The organism is Parabacteroides timonensis (genome assembly GCF_900128505.1).
GTDB classification, from domain to species: Bacteria; Bacteroidota; Bacteroidia; order Bacteroidales; family Tannerellaceae; genus Parabacteroides; species Parabacteroides timonensis.
On sequence record NZ_LT669939.1, the window covers coordinates 20,027 to 40,485 of the forward strand.

At 43.8% G+C, this 20,459-nt stretch carries 15 protein-coding genes and 1 pseudogene; 8 read left to right on the top strand and 8 right to left on the bottom strand.

Annotated elements, in window-relative coordinates; translation table 11 throughout:
* Positions 1-5: 5 nt before the first annotated feature.
* The 4 genes from BQ7394_RS00390 to BQ7394_RS00405 all read left to right on the top strand — a co-directional run bounded on the left by BQ7394_RS00390 (position 6) and on the right by BQ7394_RS00405 (position 5,038).
* Positions 6-1,793 (top strand): glycoside hydrolase family 15 protein, encoded by a 1,788-nt coding sequence (locus BQ7394_RS00390; protein WP_075555560.1) that lies wholly within the window; start codon positions 6-8, stop codon positions 1,791-1,793.
* A 169-nt stretch (positions 1,794-1,962) separates the two neighbouring features.
* Positions 1,963-4,053 (top strand): cation:proton antiporter, encoded by a 2,091-nt coding sequence (locus tag BQ7394_RS00395; protein ID WP_075555561.1) that lies wholly within the window; start codon positions 1,963-1,965, stop codon positions 4,051-4,053.
* Between the two features lie 49 nt (positions 4,054-4,102).
* Positions 4,103-4,648 carry a hypothetical protein gene (locus BQ7394_RS00400; RefSeq protein ID WP_075555562.1) on the top strand — a complete coding sequence of 182 codons (546 nt, stop codon included), beginning with the start codon at positions 4,103-4,105 and terminating at the stop codon, positions 4,646-4,648.
* A 57-nt stretch (positions 4,649-4,705) separates the two neighbouring features.
* Entirely contained in the window at positions 4,706-5,038 is a 333-nt protein-coding gene (locus BQ7394_RS00405) for a lipocalin family protein (RefSeq protein ID WP_161951767.1), read from the top strand.
* A 183-nt stretch (positions 5,039-5,221) separates the two neighbouring features.
* On the opposite strand, the gene BQ7394_RS00410 is transcribed toward BQ7394_RS00405, so the two are convergent.
* The 6 genes and pseudogenes from BQ7394_RS00410 to mgtA all read right to left on the bottom strand — a co-directional run bounded on the left by BQ7394_RS00410 (position 5,222) and on the right by mgtA (position 11,878).
* Positions 5,222-5,743, bottom strand: a complete 522-nt coding sequence (locus BQ7394_RS00410; RefSeq protein WP_075555564.1) for an RNA polymerase sigma factor — start codon at positions 5,741-5,743, stop codon at positions 5,222-5,224.
* Between the two features lie 48 nt (positions 5,744-5,791).
* Positions 5,792-6,139 (bottom strand): annotated as a pseudogene (locus tag BQ7394_RS00415) (MarC family protein); the annotation flags it as partial.
* Between the two features lie 89 nt (positions 6,140-6,228).
* Positions 6,229-6,684, bottom strand: coding sequence for a ferritin-like domain-containing protein (locus tag BQ7394_RS00420; protein WP_075555565.1), 456 nt, complete (start codon positions 6,682-6,684; stop codon positions 6,229-6,231).
* Between the two features lie 1,138 nt (positions 6,685-7,822).
* Entirely contained in the window at positions 7,823-7,990 is a 168-nt protein-coding gene (locus BQ7394_RS25760; RefSeq protein ID WP_154674733.1) for a hypothetical protein, read from the bottom strand.
* Between the two features lie 58 nt (positions 7,991-8,048).
* Complete coding sequence (locus tag BQ7394_RS00435) at positions 8,049-9,188, bottom strand: carbohydrate porin (RefSeq protein ID WP_235848632.1); 1,140 nt, start codon at positions 9,186-9,188, stop codon at positions 8,049-8,051.
* 41 nt (positions 9,189-9,229) lie between these two features.
* Positions 9,230-11,878, bottom strand: coding sequence for a magnesium-translocating P-type ATPase (gene mgtA, locus BQ7394_RS00440; protein WP_075555568.1), 2,649 nt, complete (start codon positions 11,876-11,878; stop codon positions 9,230-9,232).
* Positions 11,879-12,085: 207 nt separating this feature from the next.
* Between mgtA and BQ7394_RS00445 the strand changes: the two genes are divergently transcribed.
* The gene (locus BQ7394_RS00445) at positions 12,086-12,781 is read left to right on the top strand and encodes an MgtC/SapB family protein (RefSeq protein WP_075555569.1); all 696 of its coding nucleotides are present in this window, start codon (positions 12,086-12,088) and stop codon (positions 12,779-12,781) included.
* A gap of 15 nt (positions 12,782-12,796) precedes the next feature.
* On the opposite strand, the gene BQ7394_RS00450 is transcribed toward BQ7394_RS00445, so the two are convergent.
* Together BQ7394_RS00450 and BQ7394_RS00455 are read right to left on the bottom strand one after the other, a co-directional pair.
* On the bottom strand, positions 12,797-14,167 hold the full coding sequence (locus tag BQ7394_RS00450) for a HAMP domain-containing sensor histidine kinase (protein WP_075555570.1): 1,371 nt from the start codon (positions 14,165-14,167) through the stop codon (positions 12,797-12,799).
* On the bottom strand, positions 14,164-14,850 hold the full coding sequence (locus BQ7394_RS00455; protein ID WP_075555571.1) for a response regulator transcription factor: 687 nt from the start codon (positions 14,848-14,850) through the stop codon (positions 14,164-14,166). Before BQ7394_RS00455 ends, BQ7394_RS00450 begins: the two co-directional genes overlap by 4 nt.
* Positions 14,851-15,578: 728 nt before the next feature.
* Here BQ7394_RS00455 and BQ7394_RS00460 point away from each other — a divergent pair.
* The 3 genes from BQ7394_RS00460 to BQ7394_RS00470 all read left to right on the top strand — a co-directional run bounded on the left by BQ7394_RS00460 (position 15,579) and on the right by BQ7394_RS00470 (position 20,358).
* Positions 15,579-17,624, top strand: a complete 2,046-nt coding sequence (locus tag BQ7394_RS00460; RefSeq protein WP_075555572.1) for a hypothetical protein — start codon at positions 15,579-15,581, stop codon at positions 17,622-17,624.
* 26 nt (positions 17,625-17,650) lie between these two features.
* Entirely contained in the window at positions 17,651-18,919 is a 1,269-nt protein-coding gene (locus BQ7394_RS00465) for an OmpA family protein (RefSeq protein WP_210436515.1), read from the top strand.
* Between the two features lie 1,157 nt (positions 18,920-20,076).
* Positions 20,077-20,358 carry an HU family DNA-binding protein gene (locus BQ7394_RS00470; RefSeq protein WP_075555573.1) on the top strand — a complete coding sequence of 94 codons (282 nt, stop codon included), beginning with the start codon at positions 20,077-20,079 and terminating at the stop codon, positions 20,356-20,358.
* The last annotated feature ends 101 nt before the right edge of the window (positions 20,359-20,459 follow it).

Sequence of the window (20,459 nt, forward strand, 5' to 3'; positions counted from 1 at the left end):
TTTTTATGGACAAGTTAAATTACGGAGTAATAGGAAATTGTTGTACAGCGGCTTTGATCTCGGATAAAGGTAGCATAGATTGGTTATGCTTCCCCAACTTCGATTCTCCTTCCATCTTTGCGGCATTGCTCGATCGGGAGAAAGGGGGATGTTTCGGTTTCGAGGTCTCTCCGGATTATCGGATATCGCAATCGTATGTGCCTCATACCAATATCCTTTCGACCAATTTCGTATCGGACGAGAATGAATTTGCCGTCGTGGATTTCATGCCTTGCTACCACCTAAGCGATACGAGCAATTGCTACCGCCCGGCAGAGATCTACCGATATATCCATTGGATTAAGGGAGCGCCCAGCTTCAAAATCCGCTACACACCGGCTCCGGACTATGCCCGTGGAAAGACGATCTTCAACACGACCTCTGAATATATAGAAACCTATTCCACTTCCAATAGCAAAGACCGGCAATATCTATATGCTTCCTTGTCCTTAGATGACATTAGGAAAGGGAAAGATATCGTATTGACAAAAGACGAGTTCCTCCTCCTTTCATATAACGAAAAGGTAATCCCCATCGACATCGAACGGGAGAAGCTGGAGTATTGCCGGACGTTGGTCTATTGGCTCAACTGGACCGACCGGACCAAGAAGTTTTCCGTCTACAACGATATCATCGAGCGAAGCCTCCTTGTATTGAAGCTGATGTCATTCTACAACGGAGCCGTATTAGCGGCCATCACCACCAGCCTGCCGGAAACGGTCGGGGAAGTTCGCAACTGGGACTACCGTTTTTGCTGGTTGCGCGATGCCTCCATGTCCATTGAAACATTATTCCAGATCGGGCATGTGGATGCCGCAAGGCGGTTCATGCGCTTTGTCCAGTCCACATTCGTCTCACAGCACGATACCTACCAGATCATGTACGGCATTCGTGGAGAGAGGAAATTGACGGAAGTTATCCTGGAACATCTTTCCGGTTACAAGAACTCACGGCCCGTCCGGATCGGCAATGACGCTTACCACCAGCTTCAAAACGACTCGTTCGGCTATTTGATGGACCTGATCTACCAATACTACCGTTTGATGCCCGGTACATTGGACGAAGTGGAAGACATGTGGGAGATGGTAAAAAGTATTCTGGCGAATGTGATGAATGACTGGAGAAAACCGGACAAGGGTATCTGGGAGATAAGAGGCGAAGGCCAGCATTTTGTTTCCTCCAAAGTCATGTGCTGGGTCGCCTTGGACAGAGGAGCCCGCATTGCGGATTTATTGAACAAACCTGCATACCGGAAACGTTGGTCGGAAGAGACGGCCGTAATCAAAGACGATATCCTGAAAAACGGGTGGAAAGAAAAGATACAAAGTTTCTCGCAAGCCTACGGCAATTCCGATCTTGATGCATCCTTGTTGTTGATGGAACCATACGGATTCATCGATCCGACCGATATACGCTACCGTAAAACGGTGCTAGCGATCAAGAAAACATTACTTTACAAAGGGTTGATGTATCGTTATAAGTCTCATGATGATTTCGGACTACCCTCTTCCGCCTTTACCATCTGTACGTTTTGGCTCATCCGGGCCCTTTATGTCATAGGGGAAAAGGAAGAGGCACGTAGCCTGTTTGAGGAAATGCTCCATAATTCAAACCACTTGGGGCTTTTCAGTGAAGATATTGATTTTGAGACCAAAGGACAACTGGGGAATTTCCCTCAGGCATATTCGCACTTGGCATTGGTCAATACCGCCATCTTGTTTTCGGAAGAGGATGTACGACTGTTCCTTAAATAAATGTCCCGTATCTTTTTCATTTTGGGAAAATATTTCCAAAATGAAAAAGGTTTTACTTTTGTCTTCACAGGACTAGGCGCATAAAAACTTTGTTATCCGGCAATTGTATATTTTCAAACGCTATTGGCATAATAATTGTAAGCCTTTTGCAGTTAAATAGTGAATTGGTATGGAAACGAATAATTTACTAGCCCCATTATTTTTTGTGTTGATAGGGTTGATGGGAGGCGCGATTTTAAAATTCGGATTAAAAAAGACACCTATCCCTTACACGGTCGGGCTATTCGCCTTCGGGTTACTGATCGGTACGTTCGACCGGATAGGCTGGTTGGAAAGTATTCCGATATTAAAATCGTCAATTGATTTTGCCGGGAATGCAAATCCCGACATGATACTTTATATTTTCCTTCCGATCTTGATATTCGATGCCGCATACGAACTGGACGTGCACGTCTTTCAGAAAACATTGACCAATGCCACCATATTGTCCGTTCCGGGTGTCGTCATCGCGATGTTGCTGACGGCAGCCTTGATGATGGGGATCGGGACGGTCGTTCCTTCTTATGAAGGGTGGGATTGGACTTTTGCGTTGATGTTCGGCGCTTTGATCAGTGCAACCGATCCTGTAGCCGTTGTTGCGTTACTGAAAGAATTAGGAACCAGTAAACGTTTCTCGACGCTTGTGGATGCCGAGTCGATGCTGAACGACGGGACCGGCATCGTTCTCTTCATGTTATTTTTCGGTGCTTATACAGCTACCGGCGTTTCGGAATCTCCCGTGACGGATTTCATCAAAGTCGTTGCCGGAGGAGCGTTGCTCGGAACACTTTTGGCTTATTTATGTATCCAATTCATCACCAAAGTAAATGGAGACGAGATGCTTCAAAACAGCGTGATGATCCTTTCAGCCTATATGACTTTTATCATCGCACAAAACTACCTGGACGTATCGGGCGTAATCGCTTTGGTCGGTTTCGGCTTGATGATCACTTATATGGGTCGCCCGAGATTGAAACCACAAGTGAATAAATTCATGCGCCAATTTTGGGAACTGGCGGCACACATAGCCAACACATTGATATTCATAATTGTCGGTATCGTAATCGCATTGAAAGTCGATTTTTCCTGGATGGATTTGTTGATTCTTATCTGCGTATATACCGGAATAAACATTATCCGCATACTGATAATAACTATATTTTATCCGATCATGAAACGCTCCGGATACGGCTTGTCGGTACGAGAATCTGCAATCTTGAGTTGGGGTGGTTTACGCGGTGCACTGGGACTGACGATGGCATTGATGGTATCGTACACGCTCTCGATACCAGAGCCGATACGCCGGCAGGTACTTTTCCTCACAGCCGGGATCGTGACTTTGACATTGACCATAAATGCAACTACGATCGGTTGGTTGCTAAAGAAATTAGGATTGGCAGAAATACCGTCTTCCAAACTTCTTTTGGATTACAGCGTAAAAGAACAGCTGCACGAAAGTTCTGAAAAATACTTGAATGATTTGAAACAAAAAGAAGCCTTGGAAGCGACCGACTGGAGTATCGTCGAACAGTTCCTGCCTCAAAAAGAGACATATCCGGAAATGCCCGTCCGTACCAAAGATGTAATGGCCGACATACGCCTCCGGATCTTGGACAAAGAACGCTCGCTTTATTGGAACCTGTATGCAAGCGGTGTCATTTCATCCGGAACGCAAAGACGCTTAAACGCGGCAAGAGACGAATTATACGATCAGGACGGGAAGAGACCTCTATGCGAACGAGGAGATATTTTCGATTTTTGTGAGGAACCTGCATGGATAACCAAAATGAAAATTTTTTCCCGTTTTATCCAAAAATGGGTGGATACTTATTACCAAGACAGGATCATTTTAGGATATGATCTGGCAAGAGGTTTGATGATAGCCCAAAAAGAGTCCTTGAAACTGGTTAACGAGTTTGCCTCTTCGGAAACAGTCTCTACCGAATACAAGAGCTGCCTGCTGCTTTTACAGGTAGAAATCCGTAAAAACATAACAAAAGCGTCCAATTTCATAGAAAAGATTTCCATTGATTATCCTAAGTCATACAAAGAGGCCGTAACTCGCAAGTCGGTTCGTATGCTCTTAAGCAACGAAAAAAAGAGAATAGAGCAATTTAAGGAACAAGGTTTGATTTCTCGTGAAGAAGCCGAACAGATGATAAATGATTTAGGAGAACGTCATAGCAAGACATTCACTCTTTATCATTTCTTGAAACGATAAGAAAATGCAGATAAAGACAAATAATAATCGTAACATGTAAAAATAAGCAATGATAGTAGCTAAAGTATTAGATGGCCCTGTAGACAATAATTTCATGCATGAGGGAGTTATCCCGCATACATGTCCTGAGTGTCGTCAGACTTTCAAAAGAGTGATCAATCCCGAATTTTCAATATCACATAAAAATACAACCGATATCAGATATACGAGAGACAGATATTGCTTGGTATCCGAAAATTTCAGGATATTCTGCATACAAAACGAATATCCTGATTTGACATTCATTCCGATCCGATCGGCAGGTTATTATTTTTTTGAGTCGAAAAAAATCTATCCGATTGACACTGATCACCCGAATATCAATCTTTCTGAACCTTGTTTAATCTGTTGCAGTTATAAAAAAGCACAGATTGCCTACCCACTATATTCAAAAATTGGGAATAACACTGAAAAGGATTTTATTTGTCAAACGGAGATGGAATTCGGATATAACGGAAAGAAAAATCCTCTTATCATTATTGGAGTGGATACCGCTCAAAAAATGATTGATTTCGGACTAAGAGGACTGGTTTTTCATGATGTATGTAATGAATAAAGTATGAGAACATTTGTAGCTTCACTTGTATGCATATTATGCCTATATGTTATCTTTATGGATTTACCATGGGAAAACAAGGAACGAATGTTGGAAAATTCTCTGATAGGCACTTGGTCATACTTCCTTGATAAAGAGCATTGCTCCGAAAAAAAAGAATTAATTTTACATCGGGATGGGACAGTAACGAATATTGACTCATTGTGGATGTTTATGAAAAAATGGGAAATCAAAGATTCAATGCTGTTCATCACAGGATCTAATACTCCCACCGAATACTCAGAAAATAAATCTTTTATATTCAAAATAATACGATTGAATTCCGATTCTTTGCTAATATATGAAACGGAGAAAGGCATGTATTTGTATTTAGAAAAAGATAAATTCTAAAAAGTAACAGATCGATCTCTTCGAAATATATTACTACAGTTCTTATGTTCTCTGATAAATTACATGCTATCCTGTAATTGTTGACACTGATCATAAAATCACAATCATCGATTATATAATCATTGTTGGATATTAAAGAAAAGAATGGCAGGAGTTACAAAGATTTTAAATGCTACAATGTGATCATTTCTCTCGGTCTTTATTTTGCAGTTTGCCCAATATGGCTTTCAGCTTTTTCCGACAATGAAAAATACGGCTCTTTACTGTCCCTAACGACGCACCGGTTTTTTCTGCGATTTCACGATATTTGAACCCTGACAAATACATTTCGAAAGATCTGTAATGTATATCCGATATATCATTAAGAGCATCATACATAATTTCGATATCATAAGCAATATCTTCTTTTGCAGAATGGGAGTCATCTTTGATTTGTGAAAAATATGTAGGATCTGAAGCTATGTATAAGGGGCTATTATTGACTTCTTTCCAATAACCATTGATAAATATGTTACGCATGATAACAAATAACCATCCCTTGAAATTGGAGTGTGTACTGTATTTCTCCTTATGAGATAAGGCTCTTAGCAGAGTATCTTGCAACAAATCTTTGGCTTTTTCCCAATCCGTCGTCAAACTATAAGCAAAGCGAAGCAATTCGTCCTGCACGGCAAGCAGTTCATCATCAAAATTGAATTCATCCATAATTTATGGTAACTGTTTGTCTGATAAAATTGATTATTAAAAACCGGGAGGCGTGATCGTGATGTCCTTCGAGTACTCTTTCATCTCGTTCTCATTCAGTTTTACATGAGGAAAGCGAGCCTGTAGCATATCATATCCGATTTTGAAAATAATGATACCGCCCGCGATCCTGAATCCATTGGTCGAGATACCGAAAAAATGGAACAAAAGCCTGCCGGACAAAGTAAAAAGGACCAATATGGCAAACGTGACAATACAGGACTTCAAGGCGATCAGCCTACGTTCCTTCACATTCATTCCCTCGGTCATTTCTAAAAACACCGGCATTACCCCAAGAGGATCCATCAAAGTAAACAACGAGGTGAAACATAACATTGAATAAGCGAATATATCCATGACATTATCTTTTATTCCGGGTATGGACGCCTCAAAAAGTAGCCCATAGTGGAATATGTACACTATATTATTATCAAATCAGGCCTTTTTTACCAAAAGTCCGGTAACCTTCGCTTATATTCCACAGAGAGTATCCGTAGCAATTCTATGAATGCCGAACTGACATAAATCCGTTTTGTGTACAAATCCTTAACGAAAGGATAGATGGAAGGGGCCACAAGCTGGCATAAGACATGGAAATCGGATATCTGCCAGAAGATATGTTGCTCATGTTCGAGTAAGGTATTCAAGGCCGCTAACGGTGTCAGCCATTGTTGCGATTCCCGCTTGATCTCATGGATAGTCACGGCACTTCCGTCGTGGTAAATACGGTTCATCAACTGATAAGCTTTGTTCATGTTTTCTTGCGCCTGAGCATTCAGCCAGGAGGCTAAGACAGGAAGTTGTTGTTCTTCAAAATAAACCTGTAAAGACAAGTACAGGTTTGTCGACCATATTTCCGCGTTGATTAGTCTGTTCATCGCGTTTTCAATCTGTTTATCCATTGTAATTCTGACATTATACCAGAATGCTTCGTGTCTGCATTCTGGTGAAATTATAAAGTTTCATTTTGTAAACGAAAGAAATCAAAAGACTGAATTCTTATTAGAAAAGAACAGCCAAACAATGGGTGTTATAATACACTGGTAGACAAATAGTCGCAAACAAAGGTATTACAATGTCTTTTTGTCACGACATTCTGCTAATATGCCCAATAATATGTCTAATTCTTTTTCAACCCTTTCAATCTTAGCGGATATGAAACCCAACGTATTATCATGGTACAAGCAAGCTTTACAATCCTGTAGTTCCTTTGACAAGGAAAGGAGTTGAAGCCAAAGTGCCTCCCCGGAATGAGGAAAGAAGCCGTTATCAGATGTCATAGGGAGAAAGGGGACGGGAGTTGTCTGGCATATAATTTGTAGAACGATAGCCGCATATCCCGAAAAAAGACTGGAATGGAACCAAGGGAACTGGACTTCCCATTCAAGGGATTAACCAATATTGAAAGAAAATCGGAGGACACGGCTCCTTCACTCTTAAGATAAGTCGCTTTCATAAAGAATTTAATTAGCCAACTCCGTTCCCAAGAGCCGGATTTATATATAAGTTAAGCGTGGGAACTCTGGTATTATCGTTCAGAAGTATCCCCATACTCACAACATATAATACACAAAGCCCCACGCCTATATATAATATCATAATATAGATCATAAGAGCATTATGATATATACTATAGTCCGTGGAGCGTCCGATGTATTATCCAATTGTTGCTTTTGAAATTGGGGATTTCCTGAACTTGGATAATGCCTAACGCTCTTTTGTCATCTTTTCTTCTAAAAGACCGGACAAAAATAGAAAAAAAATGAATATTTCGGTAAAAATATCATCTTTTTTCAATAATTCAACAAAGAAACCGCTTGTTTTCAACCGGATCGGTCCGGAAAATATAAAGCTATGTTTTACGAGGGCTAACACTACGGGTTGCACCACCGAAAGCATGGCTTTAGAGAGATGAAAGAATTGTCTTAGTGCCATCTATGCCTGGCATTATGTTTTCTCTTCCTTCTCTTCCTCTTATTTTCCAGCCTCATAACAAGAAAACACGCAATTACATAAAGCAATATGAATATGACAGTCATACTATCCGACCACCCCATTTACACATAAGACCATCAGGATCAACGCCCCGATAAAAGGCCCCCAAAGGAAGACAACTAGGAAGAACTTAGCTCTCGCTATTTGTTTCCGGGTATATTTCACATCATCTATCACGTTCGCCTGCAATTTCTTTTCAACATTTGTAGTCATAACCATTTCCTGTTTTTAGTTTGTAAATAAATAAATTTTACTTGTGCGTGTGGGTTTATCAGAAACTATAATGAAGACGTGCGCTGAGCACGCTAAAGTCTCCATTACCGTTTCGAATGTATTGGAATATCGGTTGTATGGTTAGGTTTTCATTGATTGTTTTCTGCCATGTAAGTTCCACCGACCATTCCTTACCTTGAAGGAAATCGGCATGTTGTCCGGAAAGCCCGAGCCGGTCCTTTCCATCCGTATATACACAACCCAGCTCTGCATACCGTCGGCAACCGCAACGCTTGTCTGTGTTTTCCGAATACTGCGCCATCAAGCAAATTTCCCGCTCATCCCTTTTCCATATGGATTGTTCACCATAAATCCACCAAGCACAACTTACCGTCTTTATCTCCTCATCGTTGTTAGGGAAAATCCTGTCGTGTACGGCAGTTCCGGCAAAATAATTCCCGTGTTCATGCCGGTAACTCAATTCTGTCATATTGAAGATACCATCGTTGCGGAAATGGACGAGAAACGGGTTGTCATGTCGCTTCCAGCCGTTGTAGCCCTTTCCGTTATATAGGCTATTCTTCAGTGTCCATCCGCCCAGTGTCACATCGAAATGTACAGTCAATCCACTCAAGGGATAGTTGGCGACCGGATAGCTCGCCGAGATCGTAGGAAAAATACCGCAGGAACTACTGGTGAAAAGAGACGTACAATCGGATGTGAAAAAATCCTCGTTGACATTACGCACCCCGAGAAACAAATGGGCATTCTTCCATGTGTGCATATATCCCAGCAGGGCGATGGCCGCGAAATTATTGTCCTCCTCTATATTGGAGAAAGTCTGCCAGTCGTCTATAATACACTCATTCGTCTTGGCCACGTGGATAGTAGCGGCCTCCAGCGAGCCGTTCCTCCATATCGGCAGGTTCATCTCCAACCGAAGCAGATTCACCCAATTGGTGTTTTTTTTCATGTTCCACTGCCATTCAGTGGTATATTCACCACTGAATGTCTGGGCAATAGCTACGTAAGGCATCGTACAGCCTATAAAGAAAATCAATCTCTTCAATTTCATGATTTTTATTTTTTCTCCGGTGGTATGGCCGAGAGCAATATCCTGCCATTCCGGGCTTAACCCGGAGTTCCATCCTGTATATGGACGATGGGCACGGACGGGACGGCGGAACAAGTCCGCCATGGCAGGACGGGGCTAGGCACACCCCAAAAAGGAGGTTTATATTATAACCAACGTTTAAAAGCCTTGATATAAAGGACTTTTAAGCCCTGTGTCAAGATGCAGTAAGAGAACAGGATTCCGACCAGCCAGGGAAAATAGCTCCAAGGAAGTGGTATCAACCCAATAGAGGCACCAAATGAGGAGAACGGTACGCAGATGCCGATGGCCATGATCGAGAAGGTCATGAGCAGTACTGGCCAGGAAGCCGTACTTTGGATAAACGGGATCTTGCGGGTACGGATCATATGTACGATCAAGGTCTGCGACAACAATCCTTCGATAAACCAGCCTGACTGGAACAGGGAGGCTGTCTCCAGGTTATTACATTTGAAGAACCACCACATGAGGACGTAGGTGGCGATATCGAAGATGGAGCTGATCGGACCTATCCAAATCATGAAACGGCTCAGGTCGGAGGAGTCCCAAATACGTGGTTTACGTAAATATTCCGGATCCATACGGTCGAACGGGATCGTCGTCTGCGAGATATCGTAAAGCAGGTTCTGTATCAACAGGTGAATCGGCATCATCGGCAGGAATGGCAGAAAGGCGCTGGCTGCCAATACGCTGAACATATTACCGAAATTGGAACTGGCTGTCATCTTCACATATTTGATGATATTGCCGAACGTCTTGCGCCCTTCCAAAACACCATCTTCCAGGACCATGAGATCTTTTTCCAACAGGATAATATCGGCACTTTCCTTGGCGATATCTACGGCAGAGTCTACGGAGATACCGATATCGGACTCACGGAGAGCGGCGGCATCGTTGATACCGTCTCCCAAGAAACCAACCGTATTTTTCTGTTTTTGTAAGAGTTGGATGATCTCCACTTTCTGCATGGGAGTCAATTTGGAGAAGATATTTCCAGCGGATACAGCCCTCAGTTTTTCCTCTTCGTTCATCTTGTCCAGCTCAGGACCGGTAACAGCTGTGGAGGTATCGATGCCTACTTGCCGGGAGATTGTTTTTACGACCGCATCGTTATCCCCGGAAAGCACCTTGACTTCCACTCCGTGCTCATGCAACTGGCGTATGGCTTGCGCCGCCGATTCCTTGGGAGGATCGAGGAAAGCCAAGTAACCGATCAACACCATCTCTTTCTCGTCTTCCACGGCGAAGTTATTCTCCTTTTCCAGAAAGCTTTTATGGGCGAGCGCCAGGACCCGCATACCCTTGTTGTTCATCTCCTCGACGATCTTTTGGGCATTTGCTTTCAACTCTTTGACAAGCGGATGGACCTTGCCGCCGAATTCGGCATGGGTACAGATACCCAGCATCTCTTCCACCGCACCCTTGGTGATGATCTGGCGTTTGCCTTTGCTATCCTCCACCACCACCGACATTCTCCGGCGGGTGAAGTCGAACGGGATCTCGTCCACCTTCTTGTACTCACTGCTCAGCGACTCAAGCGACAGTTCCTTGACATGCGAGAGCACAGCCCGGTCCATCAAGTTCTTCAGACCTGTCTGGAAATAGCTGTTGAAATAGGCGTGCCGAAGGATACGGTTGTCGTGATCTTCACTGCCATCGGCATTGATATGACGTTCCAATACAATATGGTCCTGCGTCAATGTACCGGTTTTGTCGGTGCAGAGCACATTCATGGCACCGAAATTCTGGATGGCGTTCAGATCCTTTACAATCGTCTTTTTCCGTGACATGGCCATAGCCCCCTTGGAGAGGTTGGCCGTCACGATCATCGGGAGCATCTCGGGTGTCAGGCCTACGGCCACGGAGATAGCGAAAATGAACGCCTCCAGCCAATCTCCCTTAGTGATACCGTTCACGACAAACACGAACGGGACCATGATCAGCATGAAGCGGATGAGCAGCAGGCTGACCTTGGTGATCCCCTTGTCGAAAGCGGTGGCGGCACGGTGTCCGGCGATACTTTTGGCAATCGTTCCCAGGTACGTGTTGTTCCCCGTCTCGAATACAATCCCCTTGGCCGAGCCACTGACAACGTTCGATCCCATATAGCAGATGTTGTCCAGTTCCACGACACTTCCTTTACGGTACTTTTTCCCCATTACGGTAGGTACCTTCTCAATCGCGTCGGATTCCCCAGTAAGCGTCGACTGGCTGACGAACAAGTCCTTCGACTCGATCAGGCGGATGTCGGCAGGGATCATGTCACCGGCGGCAAGCGTAACCAGATCTCCCGGTACCAGCTCCTCGATACTGATTTCCCCTTCGGGGACTCCCATACGTTTCACGTAGCAGGTATTCGTCACCATTTTCTGCAAGGCTTCGCTTGACTGGTTGGCCTTCCATTCCTGGGTGAAGCGCAGGATGGCGCTTAGGACAATCATTGTCGTGACGATGATGATGGAGGTCCAGTCCTGGTCTCCCGGGGCAGCCATCAGCACATCCAGAATGAAAGATATGACCACCAGCGCCGTCAGCACGCCCACGAACGGGTTAATAAAAGCCTTTGCAAACATGATGAGCGGCTTCTTTTTTTTCTCGTGCACAACCTCGTTCTTCCCAAAAAGAGATTGCCTTTTCTCCACCTCGTCCTTATTCAGCCCGGATTGGGTAGTCTGGAAGTAATTGAATACCGAATCGAGTGGCTGCGTGGCGGCCAGGAACACTTTCTCAGCGTTGAACGCAAATTGAGCCTCGCGTTTTTTCTTCTTCCACATGTTACTTTTGTTTAATGGGTTAATAACTCTTTTTGCCTTTAGCGCTGCAAAAGTAGGAGGGCTTTTCACGGATCGGTGTTAGAAAACTATTAGAGTGCTATTAGAAAACTATTAGAACCAGCTCTAATGGTTTTCTAACACGGTTTTAATGGTTTTCTAATAGTCCTTTTAAGCCATGTCTGTTATTTTTGCCCGTAAAAAAAACGTATGATTCTCTTTACAGATTATTTGACAAGGTTGGGATGTGCCTTTCTGACGGGCACCCTGATCGGAGTGGAACGGCAATACCGCCAACGGAATGCCGGACTGCGTACCAACGTACTCGTCTCCGTGGGAGCGGCGGCATTTACCGTCTTATCTTACGCCATGACTTCGGGTAGTGGGGACCCCTCCCGGGTGGCGGCACAGATCGTCTCCGGGATCGGTTTTCTAGGCGGTGGGTTGATTTTGAAAGACGGGGTAACCGTCAGGGGATTGAACACGGCAGCCACGATCTGGTGCTCCGCCGCCTGCGGTACACTTTCGGGAGTGGGATTGTATAAAGAGTCGGCGCTCTTGGTTGCGTGTGTGTTGATAACGCATTGTATTTTCCGCCCTTTGTGCCTCTTCTTCGAGAAAAGAACGGCCGGGATATTTCATTACTCCGTACATGTGGAATGCCCAAAAGATATCTCGGAGAACGTGCGGCAACTGATCATGGACACGCTGGCCTTCGATACAGACGTGAGACTGAACTCCCTTTTTTTCAAGGGAGGCGGGGAACGGATCGTCGTATATTGCGAGATGGAGACACTGGGAGACCACAAAGCATTACTTGACCTGCTCGTCTCCCGCCTGCGTTCCCGCCCGGGCGTATCGGACGCTGGATGGGAAAAGCGGATATCACCGCAGGAGGATTTCTAACCGGTTCCTTCATACTCAGATATGGGGAAGTCTCACTATAAAAGTGGTGCCTTTTCCCCGTTCCGAGTGAACGGCGATCTCCCCTTCGTGTAGGAAGATGATCTTCTGAGACAGGGTCATACCTATACCGTGTCCTTTCGCAACTTTCTCGTTTTCTCCCCTGTAAAACAGGGTGAATAAATTTTGTTTGTCCGTCTCCGACATACCGCTCCCGTTATCCGACAGGCGAACGATGGTCCATTTATCCCAAAAGGATATCTGGACGGACGAGGCATTGTCGCCAGAATATTTGCAGTTGTTCTCTATCAGGTTGGAGAAGGCGATGTTGAGCAGGTACGGATTCCCTCTCACGGTGATCTGCCGCTCGTCGTCAGCTTCTTCCTGCCCAAAAAGCAGTTCTATATGGTACTCTGGATGTACCCTTAGTATCAGTTCCCTCGCGTCGAGCAACAATTCGTCCAGTCTGACCTCCCGCATGCAGATCTCCTCTTTCCGGTAATCCGCTTTGGCAAGGTTCAACAGACCGTCGATCAAACGTGTCATACGCCGTGCGTCCTGCAGGATGTTCCGCATGGCTTGGTGGTATTGCTCGGCCGTGCGTTCCTTTTGTAGGGAAACGTCCAGCTCGGCAATAAGGGCGGCCAGCGGGGTACGCAACTCATGGGAGACATTGCTGACGAACATCTTTTGCGAGTTGAACGAGGTCTCCAGTCGTTCCAACAAGGCGTTGAAACTCACGCTGAGTTCCCCAAGCTCATCATTCTGGTTTTTGACCGGAAGTCTTCGGTCAATACGCGAAGCCGTGATGGTTTCCGCCTCGCTCACGATATTTCGTATGGGTCGTAGCGAGAGCGTGGCAAGGTAATAGCCAGTGGCGAAAAGCAGGAACAGGCCTATAAAGAAAAGAAGGGACAATGTTTCCCTTAACCCGGCCAGATTGTCGTGGCCGTAGCCGTCGTAAGCTGCCGCCGTGACCACGTATTCCTTTCCATCGAACGGGTACACCATGCCAATTCCCTGATACTTGCCGATATGCAGCTCGATCTCCTTCTTTCGCAGAATGTCGTCTATCATCCCCTGCGTTTCCTTGATGATGTCTATCTGTATGGCGTCATGGTAAAGCATCCGGAAATCGGTCGTATAAACGGCAACCTCCACCTCGTCGATGAAATTCCGATTGTTCAGGTAGATGGACTGCATGGTCCCCGCGTCTGTCTGTCCCGCAAGGAACAGGTGAGCCTTGGTGATAGCCTCGCTTTTCAGGTCTCTGAAAAAGGTTCTCTCACGTGTCCGCTCGCTAGCCAGGTAAATCAGGACCATGCACAGCAAGAACACGGCGGCCGTCACCACCGTGTTCTTCAGTGTAAGCGCTGTTCTTATTTTCATGGCCTGTCTGTCAGGATAAAACCCACCCCAGGCTTGGTGTGGATCAATTTGACCTCAAAATCCCGGTCAATCTTCTTGCGAAGGTAGTTGATGTACACGTCTATGAAGTTAGTACCGGTGTCGAAGCGGGTGTTCCAAACCTTCTCCGCGATCTCTATGCGGCTGATCACCCTTTCTGCGTTTTCTATCATATAGACCAACAGGTTGTATTCTTTCGGGGAGAGTTTAACCGGAATACCGCCCCGGCTGACTTCCTGCCGTTCCGGTTCAACCAAGAGGTCAGCATAAAAGAGTTGTTTCACCCGGGGACTTTCAGCTGTTCCCTGTCTTTTCAAAAGTGCCTTGACCCTTGCCACCAGTTCTCTTAGATCGAACGGTTTTACCATATAGTCATCCGCTCCGGCATCAAACCCCTCTAGTTTGTCGTCAGCGGCTCCCAGTGCGGTCAGCATTAATATCGGTATCTGCTCATTGATTTTACGGATTTCCTTGCATAACCCGAAACCGTCCAGCCTGGGAAGGATGATATCCGAGATAACCAGCTGGAAATCGTTCGACTGAAAGAGACGCAGTCCCATCGTACCGTCATAGGCAACCATAGCTTGGTAACCGTGCTCCTCCAGGCCAATCCTCAGCAAATCGGCCACCCTTTTCTCATCTTCCACGATCAATATTTTTTGCATACATCTATGTAATTTATCTGAAACTTCAGATGGTTTATATAAGGTAGGTTTTCAAAAGCGAGGTAAAAATATGGAATTATACTGACAAGATAACAAACTTAACAAATATTCATATTAAAAGATTAGGGGTTCTAAGCTTTCTCAAGAGTGCCATTTATTGCACTCTTGAGAAAGCACGTATATATACGAAACAAAAATCATATGTATTCTCAAGAAATGATAATGATAAATAGAACACTACTATCTTTCAGATTGATCGGTCAATAAAAAAGGGGCTGTTCACACACAGCCCCTTGCTCTTTGTATGGTAATAAATTATCTGTGGTTAATATAATATGAATGCGCCCATACAAAGAATGATGGTCAACGAATCTCACGATCAGTTAACTTATTATATATACAATTTGTATTTAGAATATAAACAAGTAAGATAAGCCTTTTTGTTTATAAATTACCGTTTTATAAAATTGATTGTCTGTAATATTAAATTTCTTTTATCTCCAACAAAAGCTATCTAACAACACATCCACTATGATTTTAGACCGTAATAATAAAAAAATATCCAAAAATAATGAATATTAATTCCTAGTCTTTCGTTTTGTCTGAAATAAAATAATAATTGTCTGTTTTAAATAACATATTATTTTTAACAATGATTTAGTTTTGCAATAATAAAGGAAAATATATTTCCTATCATTCAACACTCGAATATTATTAATATATATCATATGAATAAATTTAAATTTGTACAATTGTGCGGAATTGTCATGCTTTTACTCATGGCTGCCTGTACAGATGTGGATATCACCATGCCTAAAGGACTTAAAGGTGATACAGGACTTTCAGCTTATGAGTTTTGGATGGAAAAAGTAGCGGACGGAACGATTGATTGGCCGAAAGACCAAACGGGTGTTGCTGACTTTTTCAAGTATCTCAAAGGAAAAGACGGGAACGATGGCAAAGACGGCCAAAGCGCTTTCGACCAGTGGAAAGACATGATTGCCGATGGCAGTGTGGATGATCCACACAATCCCGGTAACAAATGGCCTGCCGAAAATAATACGGTGCAGGATTTTTGGCGTTTCCTGACGGGAGCCAGTGGCGAGAATGGACAGGTTCCGCATATCGGTGATAATGGACATTGGTTCATTGGAAATGAGGATACGGGTGTTACCGCACGTGGCCAGGATGGAAAATCTTCGGTACCAACCATCGGCGAGAACGGCAACTGGTATATTGACGGAAAGGATACGGGTAAGCCTGCTTTCGGTGGAAATGGTAGAGATGGTAAGGACGGTAAAGATGGTAAGGACGGAACCAACGGAAAGAGCGCTTATGAACTCTGGAAGGAATATATTTCATCCGGAAATGTGGATAATCCGCATGATCCGGATCAAAAATGGCCGGCAGGTCGGAACAAACAGACGGACTTCTGGGATTTCCTGACAGGTAAATCGTCGACAGAAGAGATCGAGATTGGAAAATATAACGTCATTCCTCAATACTGGAATTCCGATTTGAGAGAGTATGTGACACCTACGGACGGATCGGTGCTCTTTACCGTGTATGACAAGAGGGGCAATAAAGTTCCTGCGGGTATACAGGTGAGCGGTCTTCCGGGTATCGATGCGTCGACAACGTTTACGACAGATGCCGAGGGGCAGTTTAAGGTAACTTGGGATAAACTGCCGGACAATAAAGCGGAGGCAGAAAGAAAAGGCTGTGCTACCGTGCTAATTGACGGAGTTCAGGAAACAAGTGCGGAAAATACATTGGTTCCGAACCGGGTGAATGTCAGGGGAGTTTTTAAGGATACTCGACTGGTACCTAATCTCTATTCAGACGATATAAATGAATTTAGGCGTGCAGGTTTCGGCATTTTGATCGAGCGCCAAATAGACGGAGTGTGGAGCAGATATCCGGTAAGAACAATAGGGGATCCCGTTATAAAATCAGGAACAATCAAAGATCTCGACGCGCCTGTTAGTGCGGAGAACGTAGATAGAGATAAATCGTTTACGTGGAGGCCGAATATTCCTTTTCCCGAGGGAATTGTTCTAATTCGTCCGATTGTCCTCACGGAAGCGGAAAAATCCTATGCCGGAGAAGATGAAAGAATCAAAGTATTGTTACCCTATGCGTGGGATGGAACCCCAACATACATCGCTTGTTATTTTGGAGATGGTGAAGGTCCTCAAAATGACTACGGACAAATAGTATATATGGAGCAAAAATTCCATCTTCCGGAAGTCTACCCTGCTCCCGGATTTAAAAAAGGTTCTGTTTTTGTAGATATAAAGGAAGGTGTTACCACTCTTTGGGGAGAAGTGGACACGGATGATATGCCGGAGTTTTATAAAACACAACATTATATACCAGGAGACTTTGGATTTGCTCAGAAAGAGGGAACCGATTTATGGGAGCCGGTGGATGGTAAATGTCCTGCATCCGAGTTGGCAGCCGATCGGGTTGTTTACATACGAATGAGTACATCTTTGGATCTGACGGGAGGATTCAGTTCTACTCAAACCCGCCTATTATCAGAGGGGGGAAGCCGTTTCAAATTAGAAAGTTCTTATCCTGGTAACTGGATCGGTTTGGATATTCGGCGTCAAAAACCTCCTTTACCGGAAAAACAGGGTTGTGAGTACCGTGGCCGTTATGCCTATAAATTCGTGAAAGAGGGCGAGAACTATTTCTTGGTGGATTACGCTGATCCTTCGAAACGAATGAAGGTGGAACGTCAAACATGTCCGGATGATTGGGCGAAGTGATTAATTTGAATATGGAGATTATGAATATGAAGATAAAAACAATGATGTGTTTTGCGTTCCTTTCCTTACTGTCAAATTCTCTGATGGTGAGAGGTCAGGACACGAAAACGTCCGGTCGTGCGCCTCTCCAGGAAGAGGTAACATACGATGAACAGCCGGAAAAGAAATCGAAATCATGGGAGATCGGTGTCGGCGGTTCACTGATCAACTGGAGCCGTGTTTCAATCACCGGTTTCCGGAGCACGTCGGAAAATTATTTGTACAACCTGAAAGCCAACCATCTGATGGGGGGTGCCAACTTGTACGTGGCACGGGAGTTGAACCGGTGGTTTTACCTGGATTTACAGGGTACTGTCGGCGTGGCAAAGAACAATAACCGTATCGTGGGCAGTGACAGAAAACATGATTTATTGTACATGGGAGGATTGGGGTTGCAGTTCCGTCTTACCCCCTTGTTCAAATCCCAATGGGTGGAACCCTATCTTAGGGTGGGGGTGAATTACCTGCATAAGAACTACTCTTCCGTATATGGGGGAAATTTCGTGGACGATCCTACGGGAGAAGCACATTGGGAATCTTCCGACGTATGGAATCCCGACGGACGTTCATCGGACAAGAACTCTTTTATCCCTCTCTCTTTCGGAGCGGGAGTAAAGGCCTGGTTAAGCAACTCGTTCGGGCTGGGGCTACAAGGGGAATACCTTCTGCCCGTGCAGAAAAACTTGCCCCACTTCGTACAGGTTTCCGCCAGTATCATTTGGCGTATCGGCGGGAAAAGCAAACACCCGGCCCCTCTTGTGCGGCGTGTGGAGATTGAAAAGCCGGTCGAGGTGGAAAGGATCGTCGAGCGGGTTGTAGAGAAGAAAGTGGAGGTTCCTGTTACCGTCGGCGTATTGGCAAGCGATTTGCTGGATAACGTTTATTTCGAGTTCGATAAGGATATAATAACCGCCGGTTCTGCAGAGACGCTTGATAAATTGGCCGAGATGCTGAAAAAAGACCAAGAGGGACACTTCTTGATTACAGGCTACACGGACGCACGTGGAAGCGAACCGTATAATTTACAGCTTTCGGAACACCGTGCCCAAGCGATACATACGGCCTTGCTTGAACGTGGGGTTCCTGCCCGCATGATTAAATGGCGTGGCGTGGGTGATCGTGCAGCCTTGGTTTCTGCCAAGGAGGCGAACAAGGTTCGTGAAGGAGATAGAAAAGTCTTGCTGGAAAAGATAACCAACATAGATTACTGGAATGCCTTGGATAAGGAAAAAAGAATAGGGATCTTCCATAAATAGTTTCTGAATGAAAATCCACGATAGCAAATCTCGCTATTGTGGATTTTGTTTTCTTTTTGTATTGAGATATGTAAATGCAGCCCCCGGAGAAAACCCCGCCGGAGGCAATATTGACATTTTTACCATTCTCTACTATGGCATCTATCCAAAAAGAACTGTAGTTTATGCTTTTAAAGGTATAAGTTTCCCCGGATTCAGGAACATTTATACTTTTTTCTACTGCTGGTTTCCATTTCATAGCTTCCCAATTACCGTCTTTACTTTCACAGGAAAATAGAGCTATGGTACTGAATAATACCAGAATGTCAAATAGAATTTTTTCTTTCATACTACTTTGTTTTTTATCCTAAACAGAAATCAAACAGTTTTTCATCATAGAAGGTTGTCAATCCTTCTTTCCGCTCTATACGGCTTGTTTTCATGAGCTAACAAGCCGACAGCCATGGCCGTACTTTTCATACTTAAATCAATTGAATTTTCGACTTTTTTTCTGCACTGAAATCAGCTAAACGCTTTTTTCTTAAAATGTAAAAATACGGTCAATTATGACCACATAAATGCAATAATTTCTTTTCAAAAAAATATTATATAATCTTTTAAAATTTGGTATTCGTGAAATATAAATCACTGATATCGCTCTCTTTTTGCATTAAGAAATAAAAAGAAACTCTGACGGAAACCGGAAATCCGCCGGAGACTCTTTGTTTTAGTCTTCAAATAAAACTAAACAAGACTTTGAAAGAGTTTCGTCTAGTTTCGCCAAAGGATAAATTCACTCAACTTAAACCATTGATTAATTTATTTATAGCAAATGTATTAAAAATATTTGTAGTTGATTCTTATGTTTTTATAATTGGCTGAAAAATACAAATCATTGTCTACTATATAATACAAAAGTACTCCAGTGATATAGAGAAAATATTTACTTTTGTTGCGATTAAAAAAGAAAAATAACATTTGTAGTGTTGGCTTGTGTTGCTACCACTGCTGTCATCGTGGCTATTCTACAAGATAAGAAGACAAAGACTTAAAAAAAGATCATTTGGAATAAAATCAAGATGTTTTCAAAAAACACTTATATTTTTACCGGAATAATTCAATTATACGACTTGTTTTTATTAACTTTGTAGAATTCTTAATCATTAAAATAAACACCTATGAACAGAGCAAAACTTATTGCTGCATTAGCGGAGAAATCAGGATTGAACAAACAAAAAACTAAAAAAGTACTGGAATCCTATGTAGAGATCGTCACTGAGAAAATGTGTCAGAATGAAGAAATTGCTATTGTCGGTTTTGGGACATTAAGCCCCAGGAAACAATCGCCAAGAATGGCTCGTAATCCTAAAACCGGTGAACCAGTACAAATTCGGGCCAGAACAACCGTAAAGTTCAAACCTGGTAAATTTTTGCTGGAGGCTATAAATGGTAAAAAATAAAAATAAGACAAGTCTGTCTTATCATTTCTACACACGAATATTTCAAATTTAGTGTCTAATAAAAAACCGAAAATAATATGTAGTATTCACTGAATATTTCA

Bases quoted from the DNA above. Each gene is read 5' to 3' on its own strand.
- BQ7394_RS00420 (WP_075555565.1), bottom strand. From the start codon at position 6,684: ATGGATAAACAGATTGAAAACGCGATGAACAGACTAATCAACGCGGAA.
- BQ7394_RS25760 (WP_154674733.1), bottom strand. From the start codon at position 7,990: ATGACTACAAATGTTGAAAAGAAATTGCAGGCGAACGTGATAGATGAT.
- BQ7394_RS00460 (WP_075555572.1), top strand. From the start codon at position 15,579: ATGAATAAATTTAAATTTGTACAATTGTGCGGAATTGTCATGCTTTTA.
- BQ7394_RS00405 (WP_161951767.1), top strand. From the start codon at position 4,706: ATGGATTTACCATGGGAAAACAAGGAACGAATGTTGGAAAATTCTCTG.
- mgtA (WP_075555568.1), bottom strand. From the start codon at position 11,878: ATGTGGAAGAAGAAAAAACGCGAGGCTCAATTTGCGTTCAACGCTGAG.
- BQ7394_RS00455 (WP_075555571.1), bottom strand. From the start codon at position 14,850: ATGCAAAAAATATTGATCGTGGAAGATGAGAAAAGGGTGGCCGATTTG.
- BQ7394_RS00450 (WP_075555570.1), bottom strand. From the start codon at position 14,167: ATGAAAATAAGAACAGCGCTTACACTGAAGAACACGGTGGTGACGGCC.
- BQ7394_RS00470 (WP_075555573.1), top strand. From the start codon at position 20,077: ATGAACAGAGCAAAACTTATTGCTGCATTAGCGGAGAAATCAGGATTG.
- BQ7394_RS00465 (WP_210436515.1), top strand. From the start codon at position 17,651: ATGAAGATAAAAACAATGATGTGTTTTGCGTTCCTTTCCTTACTGTCA.
- BQ7394_RS00390 (WP_075555560.1), top strand. From the start codon at position 6: ATGGACAAGTTAAATTACGGAGTAATAGGAAATTGTTGTACAGCGGCT.
- BQ7394_RS00445 (WP_075555569.1), top strand. From the start codon at position 12,086: ATGATTCTCTTTACAGATTATTTGACAAGGTTGGGATGTGCCTTTCTG.
- BQ7394_RS00395 (WP_075555561.1), top strand. From the start codon at position 1,963: ATGGAAACGAATAATTTACTAGCCCCATTATTTTTTGTGTTGATAGGG.
- BQ7394_RS00410 (WP_075555564.1), bottom strand. From the start codon at position 5,743: ATGGATGAATTCAATTTTGATGATGAACTGCTTGCCGTGCAGGACGAA.
- BQ7394_RS00400 (WP_075555562.1), top strand. From the start codon at position 4,103: ATGATAGTAGCTAAAGTATTAGATGGCCCTGTAGACAATAATTTCATG.
- BQ7394_RS00435 (WP_235848632.1), bottom strand. From the start codon at position 9,188: ATGGCGGACTTGTTCCGCCGTCCCGTCCGTGCCCATCGTCCATATACA.